The following is a 2,435-nucleotide window of genomic DNA, read 5'->3' on the forward strand; positions in this document are numbered from 1 at the left end:
CGCCGTCGCCCTGGAGAAGGGCGAGTGCGACTTCGTCCGCGACGTGTCGGCGAGCATTCCGCTGGGCGCCATCTGCGACCTTCTGGGTGTGCCCGAGACCGACCGCCGGTATCTGCTGGAGCGCACCTCGCACGCCTGGAGCTCCGACGAGCCCGACGCCTCCGCCGCGGCGACCTGGCAGGCGAAGAGCGAACTCCTGCTGTACTTCTCCGACGTGGCGGCGACGCGACGCGGCACCGAGGCGGACGACGTGATCAGCCTGCTGGCCAACTGCCGTATCGACGGCGAGCCGATCAGCGACCGCGACCTGATGGCCAACTGCTACGGCCTGATCATCGGCGGCGACGAGACCGGACGGCACGCGATCTCCAGCGGCCTGAAGGCGCTGATCGAGCACCCGGAGCAGTGGCGGGCGCTCAAGGACGGCACGGCCGACCTCGCGACCGCCGCCGACGAGGTGCTGCGCTGGACGGTGCCGTCGCTGCACAGCGGCCGGACGGCCACGGCCGACACCGAGGTGAACGGCCGGCCGGTCAAGGAGGGCGACATCGTCACCGTGTGGACCTCCTCGGCCAACCGCGACGCCGACGTCTTCCCGGACCCCGACCGCTTCACACTGGACCGCCGTCCGAACAAGCACCTGACGTTCGCCTTCGGCTCGCACATCTGCCTGGGCCACAACCTGGCCCGGATCGAGGTGGAGGAGGTGCTCGGCGCGCTGCGCACCCTGGTGTCCTCGGCCGAGCAGACCGGCCCCGAGCAGTGGATCTACTCGAGCATCCTGCACGGCATGAGTTCCCTGCCGGTCGCGCTCACCCCCGAGGGGCGGTGACCCGGGATGCTCCGGTCGCAGCCGACCACGGGCACCGGCCTGCCGCTCGCGGGCGTCACCGTGGTCGCCGTCGAGCAGGCGGTGGCCGCGCCACTGGCCACCCGTCACATGGCCGACCTCGGCGCCCGCGTGATCAAGGTGGAACGCCCGGACGGCGGTGACTTCGCGCGGAGCTACGACACCAGCGTGGGCGGACTCGCCAGTCACTTCGTCTGGCTCAACCGGGGCAAGGAGTCGGTCACGCTCGACCTGAAGTCACCCGGCGGGCGCCGGGTCCTCGCCGAACTGGTCGCCACCGCCGACGTCTTCCTGCAGAACCTCGCCCCGGGTGCCGCCGCGCGCCTCGGATTCGGGGCCGCCGAGCTGAGGGCCCGGCACCCGCGCCTGGTGACCGTCGACATGTCGGGGTACGGAAGCAGCGGTCCCTATCGGGACAAGCGGGCCTACGACATGCTCGTCCAGTGCGAGGCGGGCGTGGTCTCGGTGACGGGCGCGGCGGACCACCCGGCGAAGGCGGGCATCCCCGCCTCCGACATAGCGGCGGGCATGTACGCCCTCTCCGCGACCCTCGCCGCCCTGGTCGGGCGGGGGGTGAGCGGTGAGGGCGCCGCGCTGGAGATCTCGATGCTGGAGGCGACCAGCGAATGGATGGGCTACCAGATCCACCACGCCCAGGCGACCGGACGTTCACCCGGCCGCATGGGCCTGTCGCACCCGAGCGTCGCGCCCTACGGCGCGTTTCCCACGGCCGACGGCACGGACGTGGTCATCGGTGTGCAGAACGACCGGGAGTGGGCGCGGTTCGCCGCGGAGTTCCTGGGCCGGCCCGGTCTTGCGACCGACCCGGCCTGGGCGACGAACGTGGCCCGGGTGCGCCGCCGCGAGGAGGTGGACGCACTGGTCGCCGAGCACACCTCGGTGACGCCCGCGGACCGGCTCGTGGCCTGCCTGGACGCCATCGGCATCGCCTCCGCCCGCATCAACGAGGTCGGTGACCTGCTGGACCATCCGCAGCTGGCCGCGCGCCACCGCTGGCGTCCGGTGCGGACGCCCGGCGGCACCGTACGCGGACTGCTGCCGCCGTTCACCGTGGCCGGCGTGGAGTTGCCGATGGGGCCGGTCCCGGCACTCGGCGAACACACCGAGCCGGTGCTGCGCGAGCTGGGCTACTCCGCCGCGGACATCGACGGCCTGCGTCGCCGCGGTGCCGTCACGTGCGTGCCGGAGGACTCCCTGGCCTGATCCCGGAGCGGGCCGGGTGCGCACGGGCGGCACAGCCTCTCCGACGCCGTGACCGTTCGCGCCGGGCCCGCGGCACGGGCCGTTTCGACTCCGGCCACCAGGAACGGCGCGCGCCGCCCGGGAGCATCGGTGCGAGGACGCTCGGCCGCCGTCTCACAGGACGCTTGCCCCCTGTCCCAGAGGTCGCTCGTCCCGGCCGCGCAGGGTGCTTGGCCCCGGTTTCACAGGGCGGCTTGCCTGGTTTCCCAGGCCGCCTGGCCCCGGTTTCACGGGGCGCTTGCCCGGACTCGCGGGGTGCCTGCCCGCGGTTGCACAAGGCGCTCGCCCCGGCATCGCAGTGCGCTCGCCCCCGGTTTCGCGG

The 2,435-nt window shown here is 73.3% G+C and carries 2 protein-coding genes; both read left to right on the forward strand.

Features of this window, described 5'->3' with window-relative positions:
- Positions 1-832 (forward strand): cytochrome P450 (locus CCN44_RS39755; RefSeq protein WP_107502166.1); only part of this gene is annotated, 832 nt, incomplete at its 5' end.
- Between the two features lie 6 nt (positions 833-838).
- Positions 839-2,074, forward strand: a complete 1,236-nt coding sequence (locus CCN44_RS39760; RefSeq protein WP_059255699.1) for a CaiB/BaiF CoA transferase family protein — start codon at positions 839-841, stop codon at positions 2,072-2,074.
- The last annotated feature ends 361 nt before the right edge of the window (positions 2,075-2,435 follow it).

The organism is Streptomyces tricolor, from assembly GCF_002155905.1.
Lineage (GTDB): Bacteria > Actinomycetota > Actinomycetes > Streptomycetales > Streptomycetaceae > Streptomyces > Streptomyces tricolor.